Origin of the sequence: Kytococcus sp. HMSC28H12, from assembly GCF_001816045.1 — a bacterium.
GTDB lineage: Bacteria > Actinomycetota > Actinomycetes > Actinomycetales > Dermatophilaceae > Kytococcus > Kytococcus schroeteri.
The window spans coordinates 1-6,827 of sequence record NZ_KV824483.1; the positions used below are offsets into that span (position 1 = coordinate 1).

Here is a 6,827-nt window from a genome sequence, read left to right on the forward strand (position 1 = left end):
GCGAGCGAGCCCACCAGCTGCGGGCGGCGGCGGGACGGCACGGCCACCACGCCGACCGGTCGCTCTGCCCAGCCCCAGTCGGCGAGCAACAGCACCACCGCGCGCACCAGGTCGTCCGGCACCGGCTGGTCCTCGGCGAGCACCGTGCGCAGACGCTGCCCCCACCCGAGGTCGCTGAGACGGGCCAGCGCGCGCCCCGGCTCGAGCTGCTCGTCGGCCGGGATGCGCCCCTTGGCCGGCACCCCGAGGCGATCCATCCCGGAGGGCCACTGGGCCCGCGGCTCCAGGACCACGCCGCTGGCTCCCAGGGCCCCGCGAGCGGCCTCCACGGCCTCCTCGGGGACGTCGGTGGGGAACCACGGGCCCGCGCAGGTGTCGCACCGTCCGCACGGCTCGGCGGTGGCGTCGTCGAGGGTGCGCTGCAGGAACTGCATGCGGCACCCGGTGGTGGTCTGGTACTCGCGCATCAGGGCCGCCTCGCGCTCCCGCGCCTCGGCCACCCGGCCGTAGCGCTGGGCGTCGTAGGCCCACGGCTCGCCGGTGGTGGTCCAGCCACCGGGCACCTTGGTGACCGCCCCGTCGACGTCGAGCACCTTGAGCAGCAGCTCCAGCCTGGTGCGGCGCACGTCCACGAGCGTCTCCAGGGCCGGGGTGGAGAGGGGGCGACCGGCCTGCGCCAGGGCGGTCAGCACGGCATCGGCCTGCTCCTGGCGCGGCATGGAGACGGTGGCGAAGTAGCGCCAGATGTCAGGGTCCTCGGTGCCCGGCAGCAGCACCACGTCGGCCCGTTCCGTGGCGCGACCGGCACGACCGACCTGCTGGTAGTAGGCCACCGGCGAGCTCGGCGCCCCCAGGTGCACGACGAAGCCCAGGTCCGGCTTGTCGAAGCCCATGCCCAGGGCCGAGGTGGCCACGAGCGCCTTGACCTCGTCGTCCTTGAGCGCCGCCTCGAGCCGCGCGCGGTCGTCGGAGTCGGTGCGTCCCGTGTACGCGGCCACCCGGTGGCCGGCCCGGGCGAGCGCCGCCGTCACGTCCTCCGCCGCCGAGACCGTGAGGCAGTACACGATGCCGGAGCCGGGCAGCTCGTCGAGGTGCGCCACCATCCACGCCAGCCGCTGCTCCGGGGAGAGCGGGTGCCCTCCCGGGCCGAGGAGGACCCCCAGCCGCAGTGAGTCACGGGCCAGCCCGCCCCGGATGGTGGTCACCGGGTGGGCGGTGCCACCAGGGCCGACGGTGAGCTGCTCCACCACGTCGGCGACGACCCGTTCATTGGCCGTGGCCGTGGTCGCCAGCACGGGGGTGTCGCCGGGCAGCTCGGCCAGCAGGGTGCGGATGCGCCGGTAGTCGGGACGGAAGTCGTGCCCCCAGTCGCTGATGCAGTGGGCCTCGTCGACCACGAGCAGGCCGCACCGGCGCGAGAGCTCGGGCAGCTGCTCCTCGCGGAAGCGCGGGTTGTTGAGCCGCTCCGGGCTCACGAGCAGCACGTCCACCTCGTCGGCCGCCAGGGCGGCACGCACCTCGTCCCACTCCGTGGCGTTGGCGGAGTTCATGGTCACCGCGCGCACCCCGGCCCGCTCGGCCGCGGCGACCTGGTCGCGCATGAGGGCCAGCAGCGGCGAGACGATGACGGTGGGGCCGGCCCCCTCGGCGCGGCGCAGCGCCGTGCCCACGAAGTAGACGGCCGACTTGCCCCACCCGGTGCGTTGCACGACGAGCACGCGCGACCGGTCCTCCACGAGTGCCCGCACGGCATCGAGCTGGCCGTCGCGGAAGGTGGCGTCCTCACGTCCGACGAGGCGGCGGAGCGCCTCGAGCGCGCGGTCCTGGATGCTGCTGGTCATGGGGCCACCCTGACAGCACCCACCGACAGCCTCACCACGGTGTCCACAGGCAGGCGGAACCCCGCGGATAGACTCACGCGGTCCCGCGGGCGGTCGCCGGCGGGAGGGCCTCTAGCTCAATGGTCAGAGCTGCGGACTTTTAATCCGTAGGTTGTGGGTTCGAGTCCCACGGGGCCCACCGTCAGCGCACGCACGAGGCCCCCGCACCGTCCGGCGTGGGGGCCTCGTCGCGCTCGTGCAGCCGCGCTCAGTGCTGCTCGTTGGGGTCGTTCTCCGCGTCCTCCTTGGTCGCGTGGACGGTGCCCTTGACGTGGTCCGGCGGGCCGTACAGGGAGTACAGCTTGAGCGGCTCGTCACCGGTGTTGGTGATGTTGTGCCACTGGCCGGCCGGCACCAGGGCCACCCAGTCGTCCCCGACGGTCTCGTCGTAGGAGAGGTCGTCCTCGGCCGGCCCCATCTGCACGCGGGCCGTGCCCTGCTCGATGCGGAGGAACTGGTCGTGGTCGGCGTGCATCTCCAGGCCGACCTCGCCACCCACGGGGATGGTCATGACCGTCATCTGCAGGTACTCGCCGGTCCACAGGGTGGCGCGGAAGTTCTCGTTGGCCAGGGTGGCCTCCTCAATGTTGACCGTGTACGGCTTCGGGCCGTGGTCGCTCAGGTCCGCCATGGCGGTCTCCTCACTGCTCGGGGACGGTTCCCTGCCCATCATGCCGCCCCACCCGGCACCCGCACCATGGGCGTGTGGATGATGCCGTCCAGGCCGAGGTCCGCCCCCGCGCGGACGAAGCCGAAGCGCTCGTACCAGCCCGCCAGGTGCGCCTGGGCCTCGAGCTCCAGGCGACGGTGGCCGTGGGCGTCGAGCACCCGCTCCATGAGGCGGGCCGCCAGCCCGGCCCCCCGGTGCGGCGCCGCAGTGACCACCCGCCCGACGAGGAGGGCACCGTCGGGGCCGCCCGCGTCGAGCAGGCGCAGCGTCGAGGCGATCTCGCCCCCGTCCTCCACCCAGACGTGGGTCGTGGTGGGCAGCAGGTCCCGGCCGTCCACCTCCGCGTAGGGGCACTCCTGCTCCACCACGAACACGTCCACCCGCAGCCGCAACAGCCTGTGCAGCTGGTCGGCGGTCAGTGCGGGCCCGGGCACCTCGTGCAGGTTCTCCATGGGCCCATCCTGCGCCCCCGCAGCTCGATCCGCACGGCCTGCCCCGGACCACGCAGGGCTAGGCTCGATGCGGTGAGCAGCCCTCCCCCCGACCTCCCCACCGCGCCCCGCGCCCGGGCCCTGGCCTGCCTGCGCGAGGTGGCCTTCCTCAACGAGCGGGCCCAGCAGTCCTCCCGCCGCATCGAGGCCTACCGCAACGCCGTGACGGTGGTGGAGGGCCTCTCCGAGGAGGAGTTCGCCCGCCACACGGAGGCCGACAGCTGGCAGGAGCTGCGCGGCATCGGTTCCTCCACCGCCGCCGTGGTGCGCGAGGCCGTGGCGGGCGAGGTGCCCACCAAGCTCGCCGCAGCACGCGAGGAGCACGGGGGACCGCTGCTCGAGATGACGCCCGCCGGCCGCGAGCTCCTCGGACTGCTCGCCGGGGACCTGCACAGCCACACCAGCGACAGCGACGGCGGGTCCCCCCTGCTGGAGATGGCCCGTGCCGCCGACGCGCTGGGGCGGGACTACCTGGCCGTCACCGACCACTCCCCGCGGCTGCGGGTGGCCAACGGCCTGTCGGCCGAGCGGTTGGTGGCCCAGCGCGACACGGTGGCGCAGGTCCGGCAGCAGCTGGCCGACGAGGGGCGGTCGCTCGAGCTGCTCCACGGCATCGAGGTGGACGTGCTGGACGACGGCACGCTCGACCAGCGCGAGGACCTGCTGGCGACCCTGGACGTCCGGGTGGCGAGCGTGCACTCGAAGCTCCGCATGCCGTCGGCCGAGATGACGCCCCGCATGCTGGCCGCGGTGCGCAACCCGCTCACGTCGGTGCTGGGGCACTGCACCGGCCGCCTGGTGACGGGCGGCCGCGGCACCCGTCCACCGAGCGAGTTCGACGCCGAGGCGGTGTTCGCGGCCTGTGCCCAGGAGTGCGTGGCCGTGGAGCTCAACGCCCGTCCCGAGCGACAGGACCCGCCCGACGAGCTCATCGCCCTGGCCCTGGAGGCCGGCTGCCTGTTCAGCATCGACAGCGACGCCCACGCACCCGGCCAGCTGGACCTACTCGCGTTCGGCGCGCAGCGGGCCGCCGACGCCGGCATCCCTCCGGAGCGGATCGTCACCACGTGGCCGGCCACGCAGGTCAAGGAGTGGGCGGCCGCGCGACTGTGACTGCGTACACTGTGCGCGCCGGAGCGGGCGGACGACCGCCGCGCCGGCGGGTCCCCATCGTCTAGCGGCCTAGGACCCCGGCCTTTCACGCCGGTAACGCGGGTTCGAATCCCGTTGGGGATGCCACACCACACGAGGCGCGACTCCCCCGCGGAACCGCCCTGTGACCTATCTCTCATCCGGCCTTTCTCCGCGGCCGTGAGTGAGCCCCTGCCGAGGATTTCACTCCTCTGGCCGATGGTCGTCGCCATCCGGGACGGCCTTTTCACCCTTCAGGAAAAATGGGGGGCCTCAACCTGCGGGAGGATGCGCATGGCGGGACGGCGAACAGTCCCGCACTCACACGCGTTCCCCCAGGGAGTACACATGCAGACAAGCCGCAGGACGATGCTGAGGGGAGCCACGGCATCCGCTGCTGCCGTGGCCGTCGCCTCAGCCACCGGCGCCCCCGCGCAGGCCGCCGGGAACCGCCGCATCGCCATCATCGGGTCCGGGTACGGCGGCGCCGTCGCCGCCCTCGCGCTCACCTCGCGCGGCATCCCCGTCGACCTCATCGAGATGGGGTGCGACTGGGAGAACATGGGCCCGGGCCTCAACGGCAAGACGTTCACGTCGATGACCGAGCCGACCTCCCGGTCGATGTGGTTCGAGACCCGCACCGACCTGCCCTTCTCCACCCTCTTCGGGCTCGACATCGTCAACAAGGACATCGACGCCGGCGCCGGCGTCCTGGGCCTCGAGCGCTTCGCCAACATGAAGGTGTACGTGGGCCGCGGCGTGGGTGGTGGCTCGCTCGCCAACGGCGGCATGGCCGTGACCCCGGACCGCAGCTTCTTCGAGATGGTGCTGCCGCAGGTGGACGCCGCGGAGATGTACGGCACGTACTTCCCGCGCGCCAACGCCAACCTGGGCGTGTTCAAGCCCGAGGGCGACATGATCGCCTACTCGCCGTGGTACCAGTTCACCCGCAACGGCGTGCGGGCCGCCAAGAAGGCCGGTCTCTCGTCCGTGCCGGTGCCCAACGTCTACGACTGGGACTACATGCGCCGTGAGTCCTACCAGGAGGAGGAGCGTTCCGCCCTCGCCCAGGAGGTCATCTTCGGCAACAACCACGGCAAGAAGTCGCTGGCCAAGACCTACATCAAGCGCGCCCTGGCCACCGGCCTGGTCAATCTGGTGACCCTCACCGAGACCACGCGCATCCGCCAGCAGGCCGACGGCACCTGGCTGCTGGACCTCAAGACCATCAACTTCGACGGCGTCGTGCAGAGCGAGCGCCAGGCCGTCTACGACCGCGTCGTGCTGGCCGCCGGTTCCGTCGGCACCTCCAAGCTCATGGTGCAGTCCAAGTACCGCGGCGACATCCCCGGCCTCAACAGCGCGGTGGGCCAGAAGTGGGGCCCCAACGGCAACACCATGCTGGCCATCAACGCCCGCGGCGCCGGTCGCTTCCAGTCCGGCATCCCGACCATGGGCGTCAAGGCGTGGGACAACACCACCGCCTCGGTGTTCGCCGAGATCGCGCCGCTGCCGGCCGGCATCGAGATCGACCGCGCGCTCTACCTGGCCATCACGAACAACCCCAACTACGGGTCGTTCTCCCCCAACGCCGACGGCTCCGTGAGCCTCGACTGGAACACCACCAAGCACGCCCCGTCCGTGGCCGCGGCCCGCGCCGTGTTCGACAAGGTCAATGCCGCCAACGGCACCACCTACGCCACCGACCTGTTCGAGAAGGGCAAGATCTTCACGGACTACTTCACGTACCACCCGCTGGGCGGGATGGTCCTGGGCGAGGCCACCGACCTCAACGGTGAGGTCAAGGGAGCCCCCGGCCTCTTCGCCATCGACGGCTCGCTCATCCCGGCCAAGATCGGCGTCAACCCCTTCGTGACGATCACCGCGCTCGCCGAGCGCTGCATGGACCGCCTCATCGCGGCCGGGAGGTTTGCCTGATGAACACCCAGACCCGCCGAGTGGCGACCCGCGCCGCCCTCTGGAGCGTTCCGGCCGTCGTGGCCACCGCCGCGGCACCGGCGCTCGCCGCCAGCGTCTCGAGCGCCAACCTGGCGGTCACCGTCGAGGACCCCAACTTCGACTGGGACACCCTCGAGTACGCGCTGGACGACACCATCTGGAAGAACTACGAGTTCTTCGACCAGATGAAGCAGCCCGACCCCAACCGCCTCACCACCGTGGCCACGCGCCAGGCGGCCCTGCCGCCGTCGATCACCGTGACCAACGTCGGCCCCGGCGACGCGGTGAACCCGACCGGCACCGTCGAGTTCGAGATGCGTGACTACGGCTCGGACAGCGCCCCCTTGGGTTCGGACCAGCTGGGCGCCGTGACCACCAACACGGCCGTGACCTGGGTGCGCACCAGCACCGGGCGCACCGCCCGGGGCACCGGCCAGATGTACATGTACACCTACAACGGCACCCTCGCCCCGGGCCAGAGCTTCACGATGCCGCTGAAGTACTACTCCCCGCGGACGTTCACCAACGTGACGTTCAACCTCATGGTCAAGGCGGTGGTGAGCGACGCCGTGGAGAACGACATCCGCGACGAGTTCGCCGGGTACACCGACGACCACGACGAGAAGGTCGGCTACGTCGTCGGCTACAGCACCAGCTGAGCACCGCGTCGGGGGCCCGTGCGCTGCGCACGGGCCC

The 6,827-nt window shown here is 71.9% G+C and carries 6 protein-coding genes and 2 tRNA genes; 5 read left to right on the top strand and 3 right to left on the bottom strand.

Going from position 1 to position 6,827, the window contains the following annotated elements; all coding sequences use genetic code 11:
* A partial coding sequence (locus HMPREF3099_RS06870) for a RecQ family ATP-dependent DNA helicase (protein WP_070705304.1) occupies nt 1-1,841 on the bottom strand: 1,841 nt, incomplete at its 3' end.
* A 105-nt stretch (nt 1,842-1,946) separates the two neighbouring features.
* Here HMPREF3099_RS06870 and HMPREF3099_RS06875 point away from each other — a divergent pair.
* A tRNA-Lys gene (locus HMPREF3099_RS06875) sits at nt 1,947-2,019 on the top strand.
* Nucleotides 2,020-2,088: 69 nt separating this feature from the next.
* On the opposite strand, the gene HMPREF3099_RS06880 is transcribed toward HMPREF3099_RS06875, so the two are convergent.
* Together HMPREF3099_RS06880 and HMPREF3099_RS06885 are read right to left on the bottom strand one after the other, a co-directional pair.
* Nucleotides 2,089-2,511 (bottom strand): cupin domain-containing protein, encoded by a 423-nt coding sequence (locus tag HMPREF3099_RS06880; RefSeq protein WP_070705305.1) that lies wholly within the window; start codon nt 2,509-2,511, stop codon nt 2,089-2,091.
* Nucleotides 2,512-2,549: 38 nt separating this feature from the next.
* Nucleotides 2,550-3,002 carry a GNAT family N-acetyltransferase gene (locus HMPREF3099_RS06885; RefSeq protein ID WP_070705306.1) on the bottom strand — a complete coding sequence of 151 codons (453 nt, stop codon included), beginning with the start codon at nt 3,000-3,002 and terminating at the stop codon, nt 2,550-2,552.
* 72 nt (nt 3,003-3,074) lie between these two features.
* On the opposite strand from HMPREF3099_RS06885, the gene HMPREF3099_RS06890 reads away from it, so the two are divergent.
* The 4 genes from HMPREF3099_RS06890 to HMPREF3099_RS06905 all read left to right on the top strand — a co-directional run bounded on the left by HMPREF3099_RS06890 (nt 3,075) and on the right by HMPREF3099_RS06905 (nt 6,790).
* Nucleotides 3,075-4,154, top strand: a complete 1,080-nt coding sequence (locus HMPREF3099_RS06890) for a PHP domain-containing protein (RefSeq protein WP_070705307.1) — start codon at nt 3,075-3,077, stop codon at nt 4,152-4,154.
* A 50-nt stretch (nt 4,155-4,204) separates the two neighbouring features.
* A tRNA-Glu gene (locus tag HMPREF3099_RS06895) sits at nt 4,205-4,280 on the top strand.
* Nucleotides 4,281-4,574: 294 nt separating this feature from the next.
* Complete coding sequence (locus tag HMPREF3099_RS13490; protein ID WP_237769785.1) at nt 4,575-6,110, top strand: GMC oxidoreductase; 1,536 nt, start codon at nt 4,575-4,577, stop codon at nt 6,108-6,110.
* Complete coding sequence (locus HMPREF3099_RS06905) at nt 6,110-6,790, top strand: hypothetical protein (protein WP_070705309.1); 681 nt, start codon at nt 6,110-6,112, stop codon at nt 6,788-6,790. Before HMPREF3099_RS13490 ends, HMPREF3099_RS06905 begins: the two co-directional genes overlap by 1 nt.
* Nucleotides 6,791-6,827: the final 37 nt, after the last annotated feature.